Below are 18,143 nucleotides of genomic sequence, written 5' to 3' on the forward strand. Positions count from 1 at the left end.
GCACCGCGCCTGCCGTTGCGGCACCCGTTCGGTGGCGATCCTTGTGCCTCAGCCCGGCCAGCCCGTCGCCGCACGCACCTCACCCACCCGCGTGCCGGCGCGGTTCAGCAGCGGTGCGGTCAGTAGTTGCGGCACACGCGCCCATTGGGCGTCGGTCAGTGCCCGGGTCGAGCGGATCAGGGCGGCCAGCGCGACCTCGCGGGCGCGGGCGGCGCCATCCTCGATCTTCAGCGCGATGCCGATGCCCTGCTCCGGGATCACGGCGCAGCCGACACCCTCGGCCCCGCCCTTGACCAGCACGGCGCCGCCGGCCGCCTCCATCAGCGCGGTGTCGAAGGTGCCGGTGCCGCCGATCAGGAAGGGGTGCTTGCCCCAGGCGGCGGCGATGCGGGTGACGGCCTCCGCCCGGGCATCGGGCAGGTCGACCGGGTCAGCGATGCGGGCCATGGCATAGGCGATGGCGCCCAGCGGGATGCCGATGGTGGGGATGGAACAGCCATCGACACCCCAGGGCGCGCCGAACAGGTCCTGGCCGGTCATCTGCTCCATCACGCCCAGGATGCGCTGCTGCACCGGGTGTTCGTAGCGGACATAGCCCTTCAACCGCTCGCCCTTGTGCTTGGCGGTGGTCAGGAAGCCGCTGTGCTTGCCCGAACAATTGTTGTGGAAGGCGGTCGGCGCCTCGCCGCGGCGGACCAGATCCTCGGCGGTGGCGGGATCGTAGGGGATCTGCGCGCCGCATTCGTAATCGTCGAGCGTCAGCCCGACCCGCTCCGCCCAGGACCGCGCCAGCTCGGTGTGGCGCGCCTCGCCATTGTGGGAGGCGCAGGCGAGCGCCAGTTCCTCGTCCCCCAGCCCGAAGGCGTGGAGCGCGCCGCTTTCCACCAGCGGGATCGCCTGCAGCGACTTGATGGCGGAGCGCGGGTAGACGGACGCGTCGATGTCGCCCCAGCGCGCCAGCACATGGCCGCCGGCATCGACGATGCAGGCGCGGGCGCGGTGGACCGACTCCACCAGGCTGCCGCGCGTCACCTCGACGGTGATCGGGCTTTCCGCCGGTCCGGAGAGGTCGGCGCGGCCTTCGGCGCTCTCGCCATGATGGTGGGAATGGCCGTGGTGGTGATCCCCACCGCAGCAGGAATGGTCGGGAGTATGATCGTGGCTCATGCCGGCAAGCTTGCCTCGGGCGGCCGGCGGCGGCAAGCTCCCGCCCGGTTATCCTTACCTCGGAATGTGCGGGTTCTTCATGCGTGGTTATTTCGGAATTGGGGTCGAGCGGATCAGCAAGCCGGGGAACGTCGGCAACCTGATGCGCACCGCCCATGCCTTCGGCGCCTCCTTCTTCTTCGCCATCGATCCGGAACCGGATCTGCGGGAGACGAAGCTGGTCGACACCTCGGGCGCCACGCTGCACCTGCCGCTCTACATCCACGAGCGGGTCGCCGACTTCACCCTGCCCCGGGACTGCATGCTGGTCGGGGTGGAACTGACCGACGACGCGGTGGAACTGCCGAGCTTCCGTCACCCGTCCCGCGCCGCCTATGTGCTGGGGCCGGAGCGCGACAGCCTGTCGCCCGCCCTGCTGGCGCGTTGCGACCATGTGGTGAAGATCCCAATGTCCTTCTGCATCAATGTCGGCGTCGCCGGGGCGCTGGTGATGTATGACCGCATGATCTCGCTCGGCCGCTTCGCCGAGCGCCCGGTCCGTCCCGGCGGCCCGCTGGAGGCGCCGGCCCAGCACCGGCACGGCCGCCAGATCATGCGCAATGCCGACCGCCGCCGCCGCATCCGCGGGGAGCAGAAGCCGGCGGAGAGTGACGGCGACGAGTAAGGACCGGGATCAGATCGGCAGCGGATCGTCCCCGGCGACGGCGCAGATCCGCTGCACCACCGCCGGCTTCGGTGCCGATGCCTCCCCCTGTTCGAAGGCCACCACCTGAAGCGTGCCGCGCACGGCCTCCAGCAACTCGCCCCGGCGCAGCAGGAAATCGGGGGAGGAGGGGCGGCCGAAGCGGGCGTTGCCGTCGGCGAAGGTCTCGTAGATCAGCACGCCGCCCGGCTCCAGCGCCGCCAGCAGGGCGGGGAGGAGCGGACGGTGCAGGTAGTTGGTGACGACGATCCCGGCGAAGCGGGCGTCGGCGGGCAGGGGGCCGAGGCGACCTGCCGAATCGCCGGTTTCCAAATCAGCTTCGACGAGAGTGACGCCGGCGGTGCCCTCCAGGTCGGTGACGCCGCCGAGGTCGCGGTCCAGCCCGACCACTGGATGGCCGCGCCGCTGGAACAGACGCAGATGCCGCCCGCCGCCGCAGGCGAGGTCGAGCACCGGGCCGCCGGCGCGCACCAGCGGAGCGAATCGCTCCACCCAGGCGGAGGGCGGCGACAGCGGATGCGGTGTCGGCATGGCGGATTTTCCTTATCCAGACTTTTTCGGTATTATGTAGCAAACGCCACCGCCTCAATTTCCGCTAAGCCTCTGATTTCGCCTAGACTCCCGTCAGTTTTCCATACGGGAGCAAGCTCATGTCGGACGATCCCAACCCCTTCGTCATCTCTGGACTGATCCAGAAGCGGGCCGAAGTCTCAGGCGAGGTAGCGAAGGCCCGCATTGCCCTAGAGCGTGCCATAGCGGACCTACAGGCGATAGACCACCGTGCCTTGGACTTGATGGGCTACACGGAGACGGCGGAGAACATCCCCAGGAAGACCCGTGGCGGGAAGATGGAGGTGGAGGCCGCAGAAGCCATGCGTGCGTTCATCCGACGCACCCTAGCCGGTTCAGCCCCCATGCGGGCGTCTGCCATTGCCAAGCGCTATAGGGAGGAACACGGCATCACCGCATCTGACCGGCGGACGGCAGAGTACTACCGATACAAGGTTCTCAACGGCTTACGCTCCCTCAAGGCCAAGGGAGAGGCGGAGATGATCGGGAAGAACATGGGGGCGGTGTGGAAACTAGCAGAGCCATGAATGGAGCCCCCATGCGACCACTCAAGCCCATAGCCAACTGAGCCAACCTGCCCGCTTGGGCGCACTCTTCGTTGGGGGGAGCGCAGGCATTGTAGTGGACGCCTGCTTTCCCTTGTATGCATCTAGGAACGCCCGCAAGGCCCAGCTAAGCCAATACGGGTCAACTTGGCGCCGCTCCTTGAGGCATACAAAGAAATCTCTCTCCACATCTGGGGGAATATTTTCCAAATCAAGAGCGAGCGCTGAGCAAGTGAAAAGGTATACAAAAATCCAGCAAGTAATACTTAAATATGCGACACGCATTTTTTCGCTTTCAAAGCGAAAAAAGGCATCCAAGCTTCTAGATGAAAGCGTGACTATCGTAAACGCGCAAATCTTTGTGGCGTTTATGAAGTCTCCGTCTTTGTAGTCATTGTCGCTCTTGAACATAGCCACAGCGGAGAAATACGCAGCAATGGCGTTATCAAGATCTATGGCGTCTTCATTGAATGAAATTTCTGTTCTAACGTCATGGAAATCATAAACAATAGTGCGCATAATCTCGGCGGCATCGCGCCCAGACTTAACCCAAAGTCGGCGACGCGCAAGGAACTTAAAGCTGTCCCTGCTAACGCAGCCTAAGTCAGACTCATTCATGTTAGTATATTCTTTTGATTATTACCTAGCGGACCTGTCGCGAACGAGCCTCTTGAGTCTCTCAAGAAACGTTTCTTTGTTGTTATCAAGGTAACGCATAGCGGCCTCATCGTCGAAGACTGGGCTGCTATTCTTCATCTTAAAGTCCAGCATTATATCATGATCTGGGATAGGGTATAATGCGTTCGGCCCAACCCCGTGACCTAAAGACTTCATTGTAGCCCCCCGTTACATTATATTTGCTTACAAAGCGTCAGAAAGGACTGGCGCTCCTGGGTTCCTTAGCGCGAAGGAGAAAGGGGCCCGCATCCCCATTTGTCAAGCAAATTGTGGGTATCTGTCAAGCGACAGTCGCCACCGCACGGCAAAAATCCGCGAACCCAACTGAGTAGCGGCCTAAACGAATTCCAAGGAATGCTATTTACCGCTTTGGAGCGGCGACAGGAACGGGCTGCTAACGCTAATCGTTAGCGACTCGCGCCCCGTTGCCAATAGCCGGTGAAGTCCACCGACTGGCGCAGGCTGGCGGCGCGGTACGCAACGATCTTGAACAGTTCGCCGTTCGACTGGCGCCGGTAATCCTCGCGCCAAGCCATCTCACCAGCGTAGCGGGTCAGGTACAGGCCGCTGATGTGGTGGTGCTGGCCGAGTTCGGCGCGGCGCAGCCGGGAGAAGAAGCTTTCCGCCATGTTGGTGCAGGCTTCATCCCAGCTATAGGCTTCGCGGTGGTTGACGCGGTGCATGGCGAAGCGGCCATTCAGATCGTCCCAGGACTTCGCTTCGTCGGCATGAACCGTGGTGCCCTTGGCGACACGGGCCTTGATGAAGTCGGTAGCGTCGGCTTCGTTCTGGAAGACGTTGGTGACGGTGCGACCGTCACGCTCGCGGATCGCCACCACCACGCGGCGCTTGCCGCTCTGGTTCTCAGCAAGGCGACGGTCGCGGCGGTTCTTCTTGTGGTTGGCCGGCTTGACGTAACCGCCGACATAGCAGCCGTCCACCTCAACCTCTTCACCCTCGCCACCAACCACCATGCCCTTCATCTCGGAAGCCATGGCTTCGCGGAGCTTGTGGCAGAGGACGAAGGCCGTCTTGTACTGAACGTCCAGGTCCCGGCCAAGCTGGAGGGCTGAGATGCCCTTAGCAGCGTTTACGAACAGGACGATAGCGGCCAGATACTCCCGGATCGACAGCTTATGATAGGCGAACAGCGTGCCGCTGGTCGGGCTGTAGTCCTTGCGGCAGTCCTTGCAGCGATAGCGCGGACGGCCATTCCGGGGAACGTCGTAGCTGGTCAGAGAACCGCAGTGGGGGCAAACCGGCTTACCTTCCGTGCTGGCCCAGCGGATGCGGCAGAACACTTCCCAAGCTTCCGCTTCCTCCATGCGCAGCACCTTACGGAGCGAGATGCTCCGTGCGGCTGCGGAAAGGAGGAAGTGCTGGGACACGGCGGGGAGCCCCAACGCTTTTCGTTGAAGTCAGTTATATCCGTGGATTTGCGCTACGTCAACGGTTTCCGTTGGCGTTGACGCCAGTTTGTGATGTCGCTACATTTCTCTAATGCTGACTCCGGAGCAGAGCCGCGCCGCGCGCGGGTGGTTGGAATGGTCGCAGGACGATTTAGCGAAACGTGCAAACGTCTCGCTATCGACTGTTCGCGACTTCGAGAAAGGCAGGCGAGTTCCGATTGCCAATAACTTGGAGGCAATCAGGAAGGCGCTGGAAGGCGCAGGCATTTCGTGCCTGACCGATGAAGCGGGAAAGGCCACTGGCATCCGCTTTAATGAGACGCCAGTGACCGATAGTTGAGGCTATTGGGTGAGCGGACGGCGCCCCGCAGTCGCTGGGACGGCTCCGCTAACGGCGCAAGCTAGCGCCGGGGCCAACGCCGCGAGTGCTGGCAGACGATCTCAGGGCGACCGTAACGGAAGCGGGTGTAGGAACGCACGCGCACGCGCAGATTAACGGTAAGCATGAACGTAACTCCTTATCGTTGACGCTTGCCAACGGGAGCCATTCCATGCGAATATCCGCGCTGCTACGGCTGACGGACCTCGCAAGGGGACTCCTATCGGCTACGTCAGTGGGGTGGAAGTTTCACTGACAAACCTTTCGTCTTTTGGCGTTAGGCTTTTAGGGACCTGACAACGAGGGCTCCTACCCCCTCCTTGTCAGGCTCCCGATCCCCCTGTTCCGCCGGGGACCTGAGAGCAGCGATTACGTTAGCTCTGGCGCAATCTCACTCCTTCCAAGAAGCATCAAGCAACGACGACGGAAGCGATGTTTGTCCGCTAGCATCGTCATTATCGGTCTCGGCCTGCTCGTCCGCATCATCCGTAGCGTCGCCAAGCTGGGCGAGTTTTTTCCCTCTGAGTTTTTGGTACGCCTCAAAGCGCTCTAGGAGCGACAGGCCCGCAGGCGTCAAGCTCAACTTCTCTTCCGCGCCTCTTTCGTACACAAAGCCGGACTGCAAGTCGGAAACCATCTGATCGCGCACGCGCTTCTCAGACAGGTTCGTGACTTCGGCTATTTCATGACGGCTGAGGTTTTCGAACGTCCGCAGTGCGATGAACATCTGGTACCGCTGCGGGCCGATCCGAGCGCGCGGCGGCTTCTGGGGTTCAGCATCCTTGGCCCCAATCGCCACAGAGATCGCCAGTTGCCCAACGCCACCATCGGCGTTCGTGCCGAGCATCTTGCGGTACAGCGCCTCTGTGGTATCCAAGGCGCGCTCTTGCTCTTGGATTTTCGCCCGTCGCACAAGGCAGTCTTCAAGAAGCGCCTTCAACTCTTGTTCGCGCATGCTGATGGCCTCGACTTGCGAACGCAAGTCGGAGCGGATGCGCGCGTGCGCAGTCAATACCTGGTTGAGAGTTGCGTCCAGCGGGGGCGTGTCGTCCATGAGGAAGTGGTAACCTGCACAACCCGGCGAGTCAATCGCCGTAGTTTGAGTAGTTCACTGACACGGGGACGAATGGGCGGTTTGCGCCACTTGTGGCGTAAACCTAACCAGAAAGTTATAGGCCGCGGCGCTGTAACGGGCCAAGAGGCGCCACTTTTTTGCCAAATTGAGTAGCCCTAAGCGCGGCGCTCTTGTGAATTTGGCTGCGACTCGGGCTGATGGCGGCGCGACTCGGGCGCGTGAAACTAGCGCTCCGGTAGGCTAGACTGCGGCCATTCCATCAGCCGATCTGGCGGGAAAGAAGGGCGGTGGCGTTTGCTACATAATACCGGACTTTTTTCGATGGCCGAGGGAACGATATCACAGGAGCTACGTCGGACAGGCCCGTCCGATGTTTGACGGCGCGGCCCGGCCGTGCTGAATTAGGGCGATTCCCCGAGTCGCGCCGCTACCCGGACCGGCGTACCGGGGCCTGTCCTTCCTGCTGCGGGTTAGTTTGGGGCTTGTGGGGATATGATCCTCTTCGCGTTGAGATGCTCGGCCGACCACCAGTTCGAGGCGTGGTTCCGCAACGGCGCCGCCTATGACGAACAGGCGGCGGCGCACCAGATCGCCTGCCCGATCTGCGGCGACACCGTCGTCGGCAAGGCGCCAATGGCCCCGCGCATCGCCAAGGGCGTCGCCAGGGCCGCCGACCGCGCCCGCGAACAGGCCGAAGCGGTGGCCGCGAACGCCCCACCGTCCGCGGCCCCGGCCGCCCCGGCCAATGCCGTGCCCGCCGCCCTTCCCGCGCCGATTCCCGCACCCGTCCCTCTGCCGAACGCCGCCGACGTCGTCGCCGCCCTGCCGCCCAGCCTGAACGACGCCCAGCGCGAGGCAGTTGCGGAGGTGATGCGGCAGCTGACCGAGGTGCGGCGCAGCGTGGAAAAGAACTGCGACTATGTCGGCGACCGCTTCGCCGAGGAGGCGCGGCGCATCCATTACGGCGAGTCCGATCCGCGCGGCATCTATGGCGAGGCGTCGGACGAGGAAGTCGCCGAACTCAACGACGAGGGTGTGACCTTCCACCGCATCCCCTGGATTCCGCGCACCGACTCCTGAGCGCGACAGGCGGGCAGATCGGCGGCCATGGTCCGGCCGGCCGGCGGATCGCCACTGATTCCGCACGAAACCATTTGAAAAACTGACTATTTGCAGGGCGCTCCCAACAGGGGGCGCCTTTGCATTTGCGGCTACTGCATTGAGTTGGTTTTGTTTTTCGGCATGCGCCGGCCTGCCGGCAACCCGCCCCATCGACCAAGGTAGGGGGTGCGCCCAACAATGATCTGTATCAAACAATTGGGCAGGTCAAGGGCGTACGAATTACGGGGAGAAACCCGGACGCGACTGCCCGGACGGCAACTGCCAGCCTGTCTCTTGGACGTGTCTCTCGGACCCAGCCTTGCGGACGGCCGAACACTTGCCGGCACTCGATGAGGGGACGCACATGAATCAAAATGCACAACGGATCGTGAACAATCCGAAGTTCCAGGAGCTGGTGGCCAAGCGGTCCGCCTTCGCCTGGACTTTGTCGATTGCCATGCTGGTCATCTATTTCGGCTTCATTCTGCTGGTTGCCTTCGGGAAAGAGTTCCTGGGCACGCCCATCGGTTCGGGCGTCACCACCTGGGGCATGCCCATCGGCGTCTTCACCATTCTGTCCGCCTTCATCCTGACCGGCATCTACGTCCAGCGGGCGAACGGCGAATTCGATGAACTGAACCGCCAGATCCTGGAGGAAACCAAGTGATGCGCGCCGTCACCACCCGCATCGCCAGCACGGTCGCCGCGACGGCCGCCGCGGCCGGTGCCCTGGTTCCCGCCTCCGTCTATGCCGCCGGCGCCGTCGACGGCCCGGTGCAGAAGCAGGCGACGAACGTCGAAGCCATCGTGATGTTCCTCGCCTTCGTGCTGTTCACGCTGGGCATCACCTACTGGGCGGCGCGCCGTACCAAGTCGGCCAAGGACTTCTACGCCGCCGGCGGCGGCATCACCGGCTTCCAGAACGGCCTGGCCATCGCCGGCGACTACATGTCGGCGGCCTCCTTCCTCGGCATCGCCGGCCTGGTGTACGCCAACGGCTTCGACGGCCTGATCTACTCGGTCGGCTTCCTGGTCGGCTGGCCGATCGTGCTGTTCCTGATCGCGGAGCGGCTGCGCAACCTCGGCAAGTACACCTTCGCCGACGTCGCCTCCTACCGCTTCCAGCAGACGCCGATCCGCACGCTGTCGGCCTGCGGCTCGCTGGCGACGGTCACCTTCTACCTGATCGCCCAGATGGTCGGCGCCGGCAAGCTGATCCAGCTGCTGTTCGGTCTCGACTACATGGTCGCCGTCATCATCGTCGGCGTGCTGATGATCGGTTACGTGACCTTCGGCGGCATGCTGGCGACCACCTGGGTGCAGATCATCAAGGCGGTGCTGCTGCTGTCCGGCGCGTCCTTCATGGCCTTCATGATCCTCGCCAAGTTCGGCTTCAGCCCCGAGGCGATGTTCCAGGCTGCCGTCAACGTCCACCCGAAGGGTCTGGCCATCATGTCGCCGGGCACCTTCGTCACCGATCCGGTCGACACCATCTCGCTCGGCCTGACCCTGATGTTCGGCACCGCCGGCCTGCCGCACATCCTGATGCGCTTCTTCACCGTTTCCGACGCCAAGGAAGCCCGCAAGTCGGTCTTCTACGCCACCGGCTTCATCGGCTACTTCTACATCCTGACCTTCATCATCGGCTTCGGCGCCATCGTCCTGATCCTGGGCAAGGATGCCAACGGTGCCTATCCGTTCCTGACCGCCGCCCCGGCGGAAGGCGTCAAGGCGGCTGTCGCCTCGGTCATCGGCGGCACCAACATGGCGGCCATCCACACCGCCCATGCGATCGGTGGCGACCTGTTCTTCGGCTTCATCTCCGCCGTCGCCTTCGCCACCATCCTGGCGGTGGTCGCGGGTCTGACGCTGGCCGGCGCCTCGGCCGTGTCGCATGACCTCTACGCCTCGGTCTTCGCCCGTGGCCGTGCCAACGAGGCCGACGAGATCCGCGTGTCGAAGATCACCACGGTCATCATCGGCATCGTCTCCATCGTGCTGGGCATCGCCTTCGAGAACCAGAACGTCGCCTTCATGGTGGGTCTGGCCTTCGCCATCGCCGCCTCGACCAACTTCCCGGTCCTGCTGATGTCGATGTTCTGGGGCAAGATGACCACCCGCGGCGCCGTCATGGGCGGTGCGATCGGCCTGATCTCCGCCTGCGTCATGATCGCCCTCGGCCCGACCGTGTGGAAGGCCGTGCTGGGTCACCCGACCGCCATCATCGGCTACGCCAACCCGGGTGTGTTCTCGATCGTCCTCGCCTTCGTCGGTATCTGGTTCTTCTCGATCACCGACAACAGCGCGCAGGCCCAGAAGGAGCGTCGCGACTTCGAAGACCAGTATGTCCGGTCGCAGACCGGCCTGGGTGCCGAGGGTGCGTCGGCTCACTAAGAAGAAGAACCAAGGAAGGGATTGCGTCTCGCACCGCGTCCCTTCCCCCCTCGGGCGAGCCTGAACCCGGGGGGGCCAAGTCCGGGCGGTGACCGAACCACGCCGCCAAATGTCGCACCCGCTTCCGGCGTCCCGCCCGGCGGGTGTATCCTGAAAAGCGCCTCCGGACTCGATCCGGGGGCGCTTTTTTCATGATCAGCCATCTCCCGACCCTGCCATCTCCCGACGGAGTCCGCCCGTGCAGCATGCGATGCCGACCGCCTCCCCGGATTTCGATTTCGGGCGTCCTCCCTTCGACCTGCTGACGGAGGGGCAGCGCGCGGCGCTGGCCGGTGCGCTCGACATCGCGCTCTATCCTCGCGACACCGTCATCCTCAGCCGGGAGGAACCGGCCGACGCGCTGTATGTCGTGCTGCGCGGCGCCGTCCAGGAGCGCCGCGGCGGCGAGGTGGCGGCGGTTCATGGTCCCGGCGACCGGTTCGGCCTGCAGGCGCTGTACGCCACCGCGGGCGACGGAGCCGGCGTGACCGCCGCCCGCCGCTTCGTCGCGGCGGAGGAGTGTGCCTGCCACCTGATCCCACGCGCGGCGCTGGAGGCGCTGGCCGCCGAGAACCCGGCGTTCGGCGCCGCCATTCTCGGCGATTTCGCCCAGCGCATGCGCGATCTGGCCGCCTTGCGCTCCAACCGCGAGATGGCGGCGCTGACCATGGCCCGCATCCGGCAGGCCTATCTTCACCCGCCGCTGTTCGTCGATGCCGCCGCCAGCCTGCGCGACGCGGCCGAGGCGATGCGGCAGAACCGCGCCAGCAGCGTGCTGGTGCGCGGGGCGGATGGGGCCATGGGCGGCACCACCGGCATTCTGACCGGCACCGACCTGCGCGATCTGGTGGTGCTGGACGGCCGGCCGGTGACCGACCCGGTCGGGCCGGTCGCCCGCTACGGCCTGTTGACGCTGGACCGCGACGATCTGCTGTTCAACGCGCTGGTGCTGATGACCAAGCATGCGGTGCGCCGCATCGTGGTGACGGAGAATGGCGCCATCGTCGGGCTGTTGGGGCAAAGCGACCTGCTGGCGGTGCTGTCCAACCATTCCCAGGTCATCGGGCTGCAGGTGGAGCATGCCACCGATCCCGCCGACCTGCGCCGGGCCAGCCGCTCCATCGTCGAGCTGATCCGCACGCTCCACGCCACCGGCGTGAAGGTCTCCTTCATCGCCGATCTGGTGACGGAGCTGAACCGCCGCATCTTCCGCAAGCTGTTCGAGCTGCTGGCCCCGCCGGAGCTGCTGGCCAACAGCTGCCTGATCGTGATGGGCAGCGAGGGGCGCGGCGAACAGCTGCTGAAGACCGACCAGGACAACGGCCTGATCCTGCGCGACGGCTTCGAGTGCCCTGATCTGCCGAGGATCGCCGCCGACTTCACCCGCCATCTGGTCGAGTTCGGCTATCCGCCCTGTCCCGGCAACATCATGGTCTCCAATCCGGAGTGGACCCGGCCGCTCGCCGGCTACAAGGACGCCCTGTTCAACTGGGTCCACCGCCCGGACGAGGCGGCGCAGATGAACCTCGCCATCTTCTACGACGCCGCTCCGGTGGCCGGCGACGCCACCCTGCTGGCCGAGGCGAAGGACTATCTGCTGAGCCGCCTGCAGGACAACCAGATGTTCTTCACCCAGTTCGCCCGGCCGACCCTGTCCTTCGACACGCCGAGCGGCCTGTTCGCCGCCCTGTTCGAGCGGCGCCGGGCGGAGCCGGTCGACATCAAGAAAGCCGGCATCTTCCCCATCGTCCATGGCGTGCGCGCGCTGGCGCTGGAAAAGCACCGGGCGGAGACCAACACGGTGGAGCGCATCCAGGTGCTGGCCGAGCTGGGGGCGCTGGACCGCAAGATGGCCGCCGATCTGGTGGAGGCCTTCACCATCCTGTCGACCATCCGCCTGAAGGCGCGCGTCGATCTGCCGGATGAAACCGAAGGAGGGGAGGAGGGGGCGGAACTGGCGATCGACAACCTCGTCCACCCCGACCGGCTGGGCAAGCTCGACCGCGACCAGTTCAAGGACTGCCTGGCGCTGGTGAAAAGCTTCAAGGAGCTGATCGCCCACCATTTCCGCCTGAATCATTGAGGCGGCGACCATGGGATATCCCGATCACGGCGACACCGACCGGCGTGAGCGTGTGGCGATCCATTGCGAAGCGACCAGCTTCGATCCGGAGGCCGCAACACCACTGGCTTTCGCAGCCATCCGCATCCGCGGCCCCCGCATCCTGACCGGAAGCGCGCTGCTGCTCCATCCCGGCAGCGACACCGGCCTTGCCGAGGCCGGCGACCTGCTGCACGCCTTCATCGGCGACCGTCCGCTGGTGGGCTACTACCTCGACTTCTCCGTCACCATGGCGGAGCGCCTGACCGGGCGGCCGCTGTCGGACGAGCGGACGGAGGTGTCCAGCCTCTATTACGCCCGCAAGATCCGCAGCATGTCCAAACAGGCGGTCGATCTGCGGCTGGACAGCCTGATCCAGGATCTCGACCTGCCGGTCCGGCCCGACGGTGCCTTCGGCATCGCGTTGACCGCCGCCATGGCATGGCTTCGGCTGACACAGGACGGGCGCTGAAGAATCAGAACCCGATGCGCTCCACCGCGACGTCGCGGTCGTGGGTCAGCGACGGGACCATGCCACGGGCCTCCGCCACACGATCGAGGTCGAGGTCGGCGGTGATGAAGCCGACATCGGTGCCGGCATCGGCAAGCACCTCGCCCCAGGGGGCGATCAGCAGGGAGTGGCCGTAGGTCTGGCGGCCCTGGTCGTGGCTGCCGGTCTGGGCTGGGGCGACGACGAAGCAGCCGGTCTCGATGGCGCGGGCGCGCAGCAGCGTGTGCCAATGGGCGCGGCCGGTCGGCACGGTGAAGGCGGCCGGCACCGTCAGGATCGATGCCCCCGCCTGGGCCAGCGCCCGGTACAGACAGGCGAAGCGCACGTCGTAGCAGACCGTCATGCCGATGCCGCCCCAGGGGCTGGCCGCCACCACCGCCCGCTCGCCCGGCCGGAAGGTCGCCGATTCGCGATAGGATTCGCCGTCCTTCAGCGTAACGTCGAACATGTGGATCTTGTCGTAGGAGGCGACGACCCGCCCCCCGGCATCGAACAGATAGCTGCGGTTGGCGGCGCGCCCGTCGTCGAGCAGCACATGCAGGGTGCCGCCGAGAATCCAGGCTCCGGTCTCCCGCGCCAGATCGGCGAAGAAAGGGATGCCGGGATGCTCCGCCTCGATGCGGACGCGCTCCATGGTCTTGGCGCGGCCCTGGACGATCCAGCCGACATTCTCCGGCAAAGCGATGAAATCCGCTCCGGCGTCGCGGGCGCGGCGGACGAGGTCGCCCGCCGCCCGCAGGTTCGGCTCAAGCTCCGTGCCCGCATTCACCTGGACGCAGGCGGCCTTCAGAATGCCGCCACCGGCATGTTCGGGCAGGCCGTCGCTCATGCGGCGATGCCGAGCAGCGGGTCGAGCTTGCCGGCGCGGTCAAGCGCGTGGATGTCGTCACTGCCGCCGTAGGGCTTCCCGTCGATGAAGATCTGCGGGACGGTGGTCCGGCCCTCCGACCGCTCGATCATCTCGCTGCGGCGGCCCGGCTGGGCGTAGAGGTCGATTTCCTCGTATTTCACGCCCTTGCCGTCGAGCAGGCTCTTGGCCCGCATGCAGTAGGGACAGAAAGGCGTGGTGTAGATGACGACGTCGGCCATGCCACTGGGCTCCTGTTGCAGGTGGAGAAACTATAGGATCAACCTGCGGGAGGCGCCAGACGTTGCAACCCGCGCCGAACGCCGGTCAGCGTCGCCGGGCATGCCCCTTTTCAAGCGTCAGCGATGCACCACGCGCGCCAGCGTCAGCACGTCGACCCGGGCCGCCCCGGCGCGCAGCAGGACCCGCGCGCATTCCGCCAGCGTCGCCCCGGTGGTCATCACGTCGTCGACGATCACCAGCCGCTGGCCGGTCACCGACTGTCCCGGCCGCAGGCGGAAGGCGCCCTTGACGTTGCGATGGCGCCCCTGGCGGTCCAGCCCGCCTTGGGTCGGGGTGGATCGGTGGCGTTGCAGCAGGTCGGGGGTGGCGGGAACGCCGCAGTGGCGCGACAGCGCCTGCGCCAGCAGGGCCGCCTGGTTGTAGCGGCGGTGGAACAAGCGGGCGCGGTGCAGCGGCACCGGCAGCAGCCGGTCGGCCTCCTCCAGCAGCTCCCGCCCGGCGCGGGCCAGCCAGACGCCGTAGGCCTTGGCGGCATGGATGCGGTCGCCATGCTTGAAGCCCAGCACCAGCGGCCGGCTGCCGTCGTCATAGGCCAGGACGGCGCGGGCGCGGGCGAAGGGCGGCGGTGCGGCCATGCAGGCGCCGCACAGCGTGCCCTCCTGCGCCTCATACTCGAAAGGCAGGCCGCAGCAGGCGCACAGCGGCGGGGCGATGAAGCTCAGCTTGACCCAGCAGGCGGCGCACAGGCCGCCCTGGCGGTCCACCGCCTCGCCGCAGCTGAGGCAGCGCGGCGGCAGCAGTGCGTCGAGCAGCAGGGTCGCCGCACCGGTTGCGATGCGGCCAATTCCGGCGAGAGGGGCGGGCGCCTGCATCGGCCGGACCCCTCACTGCAGCATGGCGATGCGTTCGAAGATCACGCCGGTGTAGTCGCGCAGCGCCAGATAGATCGCCGGGCCGGTGGCGAACAGGATCAGCAGCGTCGCGAAGAACTTCACATCCTGCTGCAGCGACGACTCGTTGATGTTGGTGGCGCTTTGGAACAGCATCAGCCCGGCCGACAGCAGGGCGGTGATGCCCAGCGGCGGCAGCGCGATCTTCAGGATGACCATCAGCGCTTCGTGGCTGACGGCGATGGCTTCGTCGATGCCCATTCCAATGCCTGTGCGGGTGGTGGCGTGGCGAAGGTGACTTGAAGAAGGGATCTGGGCTGCGAGTGTAGCACGGTTGTCGTGCCGCCGGGCTGGGGTATAGTGCGGGCATGACAAGCCCCGACAGCATGACCGTCTTCGACCGCGCGCTGGTCCGCCGCCGCCGCGACCGCGCCGTCGCCGAATTCACCGACCACGCCTTCCTGTTCGAGGAGATCGCCGACCGGCTGGCCGACCGGCTGGAGGACGTGATCCGTCCCTTCCCGCTGGCGCTCGATGTCGGCTGCCACGACGGGGCGATGGGACGCATCCTGAAAGGCCGCAAGGGGATCGAACGGCTGGTCGCCTGCGACCTGTCGCCGGACTTCGCGCGCGCCGCCGGCGGTCCGGGCAACGCCACCGTCGCCGCCGACGAGGAGTTCCTGCCCTTCGCCCCCGGCAGCTTCGATCTGGTGGTCAGCAATCTCAGCCTGCACTGGGTCAACGACCTGCCGGGCGCCCTGGTGCAGATCCGGCAGGCGTTGAAGCCGGATGGCTTCTTCTGCGCCTCCATGCTGGGCGGCCAGACGCTGGCCGAACTGCGCCGCTGCCTCTTCGAGGCGGAGATGGAGGTGTCGGGCGGCGTCTCCCCCCGCGTGTCGCCCTTTGCCGAGATCAAGGATGCCGGCGGGTTGCTGCAACGCGCCGGCTTCGCCCTGCCGGTGGTCGACAGCGACGTCATCACCGTGACCTACTCCGACGCCTTCGCCCTGATGCGCGAGCTGCGCGGCATGGGCGAGACCAACGCCGTGCTGGCGCGGCGCAAGGTTCCGGCCACCCGGTCCATGCTGTTCGACGCGGCCCAGCGCTATGCCCAGCTTTACGCCGAGCCGGACGGGCGGATTCCGGTGACCTTCGAGGTGCTGTATCTCGCCGGCTGGTCGCCGCATGAAAGCCAGCAACAGCCGCTGAAGCCCGGCAGCGGACAGATCCCGCTGGGCGACGCGCTGAAGGGCAAGGGCCTGCATTGAGCCAGGAGGTGAGGAGCCGGTTTACGCAACCAGCTTCCACGCCATCCAGCCCAGAACCCCGGCGTTCACCAGCATGATCGCCGGGGCGACGCGGGCGACGGCGGTTCGCCAGGTGCGGCCGGCGATGTGGCCGGCCAGTCCGACCGCCAGCAGGCTCGGCACCGTGCCGAGCGCGAAGGCGGCCATGCCGAGGGCGCCGGTCAGCGCGCTGCCGCTCGCCGCCGCCACCGCAATGGCGCCATAGAGCATCCCGCAGGGGATGAAGCCCAGCGCCACCCCCAGCCCATAGCCGCGCCATCCCGTCGGATTGCCGAACAGCGGCCGGGCGAGCCGGGACACCCGGTCGCCCCACCAGCGCTGCAGCCCGTTGCTGCCCAAGGAGGGCATCCTGGGCAGCCAGGACAGGACGTTGCGAACGGCATAGCCGAGGAAGAACAGCGCCGCCAGTGCCAGCAGCGCCACCGACAGCCAGCGCAGGCCGGGCAGCGCCCCGACATGGCCGGCGACCGAAGCCGACAGCGCGCCGATCAGCGCATAGGTCGTCGCCCGGCCGGCATGGTAGGGCAGCACCGCCGCTCCGGTCAGGCGCCGGAACTCCGACATCGCCGACAGCGGCACCCGCTCCAGCCGCGCCGATACCTGGGCCAGCACGAAGGGGCCGCACATGCCGGTGCAATGGGTGGTGCCGCCGACCAGCCCGGCGGTCAGCAGGGCCAGCAACAGCCCGCCGTCGCGGTCGATGACCACGGCACACTGGTTCAGTCCGGCATCCAGCAGCGACAGCGCGTCCAAGGCAAGGCCTCTCCGGTTCGGGAACTCGCGGCGATCATAGGGGGAGGGGGAGGGCGGTCCAATGACGTGCGTCAATGGTCGAGGCGCGCTTTCGGGGGTGTGGGGCAAAGCGACCGGGGATGGTTCGGCGGCGGTCGCTTAACCCCACGCCCCTATGCCAGCAGGCGGGCGATGGGCGGTCGGCTGGGGTGGAGGACGACGCCGTCGTCGGCCGGTTCGACCTTCGCATCCGGATAGGCGGCCAGCGCATATTGCAGGGCCTGGACGAAGCGCGGCTTGAAATGCTTCATCTGGTCGTAGCCGGCGCCGAACTGGGCATAGAGCGACGGCCAGGAGATCGGCTGCGGCCGGCTCAGCGAATGCAGCCGGTAGGCCAGCCAGACATAGAGATCGAGGCTGAGCGAGCGGTCCTTCAACTGCCGCACCGCCTCCTCCAGCAGCGGCACCGGATGGTCGCGCAGGGCCTGGAAGAAGGTCTCGTCCAACTGCACCACGTCGTTCCACAGCGTGCCCTGGCGGTCGTCGCCGAGATCGTCGTGGAAGATCAGCCCGCGCTTGACGATGCCGCCCTTCTCGAAGACGTCGGCGTCCTCGCCGTCCCAGAAGAATTTCAGCGTGCAGGCGGAAATGCGCAGCGACTGTTCGCGGAAGCCGCGGAAGGTCTCGCCGCCGACGCTGATCCCCATCCGGGTCAGCCAGTCGCGCATGGAACGGCCCAGTTCGACCTCGCGCCGGCCGGTGCGCACGGCCTGGGTCTGCAGATAGATCAGGATCATCCGCGCCCGCGCGCCATAGGGGACGCCGAACAGCTTCATCTTGCCGTTCACCTTCAGCCGGCCGGGTTCGACCAGCAGCGTCACCTGATGCCCGCGCTTTTCCCAGGGAACGTCGTCGGCCAGCTTCTTGTGCGGCAGGCTGGTCAGGCAGAAGCCGCTGTAGGTGATGCCGAGATGCTGGTTCTCGTCCGCCAGGATGTCGGCGGCGATGTCCACCAGCGTCCGCTCCTCCGGCCGGACCAGGGCGCGCGCCTTGTCCCGGCCATGTTCGATCACCAGCCTGTGTATGTCGCCCATGGCAGCCTCACCCGGATGTTGTGGCATCCTGGTGAGCGGCGGGCGGTGGAGTCAATGTGGGGTTAGGCGACCGGACTAGTCGACGGTTAGTTGTTAGACTTATTAGTTGAGTCGCCGCTTATCCCCATGGGGAAAGCCCGAGTCGCGCCGCTTTTCCCCACGATTCCGACGCTTTTCCCCACGGGGGACGGGGTGGAAAAAGGGTGCCGGTCGCTTTTCCCCACGGGCCGCAAGGGGCGACTCGCGGTGGTTGCGGAGGGACTCGGGGGCAGCGGGGGCGGTCGCTTAACCCCACGGGCGGGACAGTGCCGTTGCCCCCTCCCTAACCCTCCCCCGCCTCTGGCGGGGGAGGGGACTC

The 18,143-nt window shown here is 66.1% G+C and carries 20 protein-coding genes; 9 read left to right on the forward strand and 11 right to left on the reverse strand.

Going from position 1 to position 18,143, the window contains the following annotated elements:
* Window positions 1–48: 48 nt before the first annotated feature.
* Entirely contained in the window at window positions 49–1,167 is a 1,119-nt protein-coding gene (locus TSO5_RS15515) for an asparaginase (RefSeq protein ID WP_109152418.1), read from the reverse strand.
* 79 nt (window positions 1,168–1,246) lie between these two features.
* Here TSO5_RS15515 and TSO5_RS15520 point away from each other — a divergent pair, with 79 nt between their 5' ends.
* Window positions 1,247–1,831: an RNA methyltransferase gene (locus TSO5_RS15520; RefSeq protein WP_109152419.1), complete on the forward strand. Its 585-nt coding sequence runs from the start codon at window positions 1,247–1,249 to the stop codon at window positions 1,829–1,831.
* Between the two features lie 9 nt (window positions 1,832–1,840).
* Here TSO5_RS15520 and TSO5_RS15525 read toward each other — a convergent pair whose 3' ends face one another.
* Entirely contained in the window at window positions 1,841–2,401 is a 561-nt protein-coding gene (locus TSO5_RS15525) for a class I SAM-dependent methyltransferase (RefSeq protein ID WP_109152404.1), read from the reverse strand.
* 119 nt (window positions 2,402–2,520) lie between these two features.
* Between TSO5_RS15525 and TSO5_RS15530 the strand changes: the two genes are divergently transcribed.
* Complete coding sequence (locus TSO5_RS15530) at window positions 2,521–2,967, forward strand: hypothetical protein (protein ID WP_109152405.1); 447 nt, start codon at window positions 2,521–2,523, stop codon at window positions 2,965–2,967.
* 21 nt (window positions 2,968–2,988) lie between these two features.
* Here the strand turns inward: TSO5_RS15530 and TSO5_RS32220 are convergent, their stop codons facing one another.
* Window positions 2,989–3,603: a hypothetical protein gene (locus TSO5_RS32220; RefSeq protein WP_146203741.1), complete on the reverse strand. Its 615-nt coding sequence runs from the start codon at window positions 3,601–3,603 to the stop codon at window positions 2,989–2,991.
* 467 nt (window positions 3,604–4,070) lie between these two features.
* Window positions 4,071–5,051: an IS1595 family transposase gene (locus tag TSO5_RS15535; RefSeq protein WP_109152420.1), complete on the reverse strand. Its 981-nt coding sequence runs from the start codon at window positions 5,049–5,051 to the stop codon at window positions 4,071–4,073.
* A 112-nt stretch (window positions 5,052–5,163) separates the two neighbouring features.
* Between TSO5_RS15535 and TSO5_RS15540 the strand changes: the two genes are divergently transcribed.
* Window positions 5,164–5,412, forward strand: a complete 249-nt coding sequence (locus TSO5_RS15540; protein ID WP_109152406.1) for a helix-turn-helix transcriptional regulator — start codon at window positions 5,164–5,166, stop codon at window positions 5,410–5,412.
* Window positions 5,413–5,842: 430 nt separating this feature from the next.
* Here the strand turns inward: TSO5_RS15540 and TSO5_RS15545 are convergent, their stop codons facing one another.
* Window positions 5,843–6,505 carry a hypothetical protein gene (locus TSO5_RS15545; protein WP_109152407.1) on the reverse strand — a complete coding sequence of 221 codons (663 nt, stop codon included), beginning with the start codon at window positions 6,503–6,505 and terminating at the stop codon, window positions 5,843–5,845.
* A gap of 513 nt (window positions 6,506–7,018) precedes the next feature.
* Between TSO5_RS15545 and TSO5_RS15550 the strand changes: the two genes are divergently transcribed.
* The 5 genes from TSO5_RS15550 (at window position 7,019) to TSO5_RS15570 (ending at window position 12,633) form a co-directional block, all read left to right on the forward strand.
* Window positions 7,019–7,606 carry a DUF1178 family protein gene (locus TSO5_RS15550; protein ID WP_109076078.1) on the forward strand — a complete coding sequence of 196 codons (588 nt, stop codon included), beginning with the start codon at window positions 7,019–7,021 and terminating at the stop codon, window positions 7,604–7,606.
* 385 nt (window positions 7,607–7,991) lie between these two features.
* Entirely contained in the window at window positions 7,992–8,294 is a 303-nt protein-coding gene (locus TSO5_RS15555) for a DUF485 domain-containing protein (RefSeq protein ID WP_109152408.1), read from the forward strand.
* Window positions 8,294–10,021, forward strand: a complete 1,728-nt coding sequence (locus TSO5_RS15560; RefSeq protein ID WP_109152409.1) for a cation acetate symporter — start codon at window positions 8,294–8,296, stop codon at window positions 10,019–10,021. The genes TSO5_RS15555 and TSO5_RS15560 overlap by 1 nt, the downstream gene beginning before the upstream one ends.
* A gap of 238 nt (window positions 10,022–10,259) precedes the next feature.
* Window positions 10,260–12,143, forward strand: a complete 1,884-nt coding sequence (locus tag TSO5_RS15565) for a DUF294 nucleotidyltransferase-like domain-containing protein (RefSeq protein WP_109152410.1) — start codon at window positions 10,260–10,262, stop codon at window positions 12,141–12,143.
* 10 nt (window positions 12,144–12,153) lie between these two features.
* Window positions 12,154–12,633, forward strand: a complete 480-nt coding sequence (locus tag TSO5_RS15570) for a DNA polymerase III (protein ID WP_109152411.1) — start codon at window positions 12,154–12,156, stop codon at window positions 12,631–12,633.
* Window positions 12,634–12,637: 4 nt separating this feature from the next.
* Here TSO5_RS15570 and TSO5_RS15575 read toward each other — a convergent pair whose 3' ends face one another.
* From TSO5_RS15575 to TSO5_RS15590, 4 genes are all read right to left on the reverse strand, one after another.
* Window positions 12,638–13,501 carry a carbon-nitrogen hydrolase family protein gene (locus tag TSO5_RS15575; protein ID WP_109152412.1) on the reverse strand — a complete coding sequence of 288 codons (864 nt, stop codon included), beginning with the start codon at window positions 13,499–13,501 and terminating at the stop codon, window positions 12,638–12,640.
* On the reverse strand, window positions 13,498–13,761 hold the full coding sequence (gene grxC, locus TSO5_RS15580) for a glutaredoxin 3 (protein ID WP_109152413.1): 264 nt from the start codon (window positions 13,759–13,761) through the stop codon (window positions 13,498–13,500). Before grxC ends, TSO5_RS15575 begins: the two co-directional genes overlap by 4 nt.
* Window positions 13,762–13,878: 117 nt before the next feature.
* Complete coding sequence (locus TSO5_RS15585; RefSeq protein WP_109152414.1) at window positions 13,879–14,634, reverse strand: ComF family protein; 756 nt, start codon at window positions 14,632–14,634, stop codon at window positions 13,879–13,881.
* A gap of 12 nt (window positions 14,635–14,646) precedes the next feature.
* Window positions 14,647–14,913: a flagellar biosynthetic protein FliQ gene (locus TSO5_RS15590; RefSeq protein WP_109152415.1), complete on the reverse strand. Its 267-nt coding sequence runs from the start codon at window positions 14,911–14,913 to the stop codon at window positions 14,647–14,649.
* 107 nt (window positions 14,914–15,020) lie between these two features.
* Here TSO5_RS15590 and TSO5_RS15595 point away from each other — a divergent pair, with 107 nt between their 5' ends.
* Complete coding sequence (locus TSO5_RS15595) at window positions 15,021–15,920, forward strand: methyltransferase domain-containing protein (protein WP_109152416.1); 900 nt, start codon at window positions 15,021–15,023, stop codon at window positions 15,918–15,920.
* 21 nt (window positions 15,921–15,941) lie between these two features.
* Here TSO5_RS15595 and TSO5_RS15600 read toward each other — a convergent pair whose 3' ends face one another.
* The gene (locus tag TSO5_RS15600) at window positions 15,942–16,712 is read right to left on the reverse strand and encodes a sulfite exporter TauE/SafE family protein (protein WP_109152417.1); all 771 of its coding nucleotides are present in this window, start codon (window positions 16,710–16,712) and stop codon (window positions 15,942–15,944) included.
* A gap of 152 nt (window positions 16,713–16,864) precedes the next feature.
* Window positions 16,865–17,785 carry a replication protein RepA gene (locus tag TSO5_RS15605; protein ID WP_085090460.1) on the reverse strand — a complete coding sequence of 307 codons (921 nt, stop codon included), beginning with the start codon at window positions 17,783–17,785 and terminating at the stop codon, window positions 16,865–16,867.
* Window positions 17,786–18,143 lie beyond the last annotated feature (358 nt).

The organism is Azospirillum sp. TSO5 (assembly GCF_003116065.1).
GTDB lineage: Bacteria > Pseudomonadota > Alphaproteobacteria > Azospirillales > Azospirillaceae > Azospirillum.